The sequence below is a fragment of the Citrobacter sp. Marseille-Q5395 genome, from assembly GCF_947057495.1.
Classification (GTDB): domain Bacteria; phylum Pseudomonadota; class Gammaproteobacteria; order Enterobacterales; family Enterobacteriaceae; genus Citrobacter; species Citrobacter murliniae.
The window spans coordinates 1-1311 of the sequence record NZ_CAMSEL010000064.1; the positions used below are offsets into that span (position 1 = coordinate 1).

The following is a 1311-nucleotide window of genomic DNA, read 5'->3' on the forward strand; positions in this document are numbered from 1 at the left end:
GAAACCGAGTTTTCAACACCGGGTGGACAGCGCCATTACGATATTGCGCCGGGGATGATTTATGACGAGCTAAAGCCAGGCGAGGATCTGGGCATGGTGGAGTCGAATCGCCCGAATGTTCATCTGTATGAGTTCAGGAACGGTCAGATGCGCGCTGTGGCGGCGGGGACACGTGGCAGTTATTCCAGCATCGCGCGGGATTACAACGGCACCTACAGTTCACAGCGGCAGGAGCTGGTAGAGAGTTTTGAAGGTTACAACGTTCTGCAGCAGTGGTTTGTTGGGCAGCAAAGCCGTCCTGTATACCGAAACTGGCTGGCAATGGCGTTGCTCAGCGGCGTTACCATCCCCAAAGATGTCGACAAAAAATCCCTTTACAACGCGCTCTATCTTGGGCCAGTCATGCCATGGATTGATCCGGGAAAAGAGGCTGCTGCCTGGAAAGCAATTGTCCGTGGAGGGGCAGGCACAGAAGCCGAATGGACGCGCGCACGTGGTCAGAATCCGCAGGAGGTGAAACGTCAGCGTCTCCGGGAAACCCAATTCAACCGAGAAAACGGGCTGGTGTTTGACTCAGACGCCGCCAACGATAAAGGAGTGCTCCCTGATGCAGCAAATGATAAGCCCGCCCCGTCACGGGACGATGATTAACCCCCGCGCCAGTGTGGCTGGTATCGATGCCGCAAACGGTCAGTGCTGGTATGAGATTCGCGCACTGGCTGCAGGGCGCGTGGAAATATTTCTCTATGACGTGATCGGCGGCTGGGGGATTACCGCTCAGCAGTTCGTCTCCGACTGTAAGGAGGCCGGGGTGTTTGAGGCCAGCGCCGTCGATCTGCATATCCACAGCCCGGGCGGCGATGTGATGCAGGGATTTGCAATCTTTAACACCTTGTCCCGTCTGAAGGCGAAGCTGGATATCTGGGTGGACGGCGTGGCTGCCAGTATGGCTTCAATGATTGTCTGCCTGCCCGGTGCCACGGTGCATATGCCGGAAAACGCCTGGCTGATGGTACACAAGCCGTGGGGCGGGATCGCCGGGGATTCCGATGATATGCGTGATTACGCTGCCTGGCTTGATCGTAATGAAGCGCTGATGCTCAGTGCCTACATGAACAAGACCGGGCTGGGGCAGGAAGAACTGGAGGCGATGCTGAAAGCTGAAACCTGGCTTAATGGCGCGGAGGCGGTGGAAAAAGGTTTCGCTGACACGCTTGAACCAGAACTGCAGGCCGCGGCCTGTGTGAATCAAAATAAACTGAAGGATTACCAGAATATGCCAGAACAGATTAACAACCTTTTTGGGCCGCG

2 protein-coding genes are annotated in these 1311 nt (G+C 56.1%); both read left to right on the forward strand.

The features are described from left to right. A partial coding sequence (locus OH663_RS25955; RefSeq protein WP_200013370.1) for a phage portal protein occupies window positions 1–651 on the forward strand: 651 nt, incomplete at its 5' end. Then, window positions 608–1311, forward strand: a 704-nt coding sequence (locus OH663_RS25960) for a head maturation protease, ClpP-related (RefSeq protein WP_263525944.1), incomplete at its 3' end; no start/stop codon positions are given. The genes OH663_RS25955 and OH663_RS25960, both read left to right, overlap by 44 nt.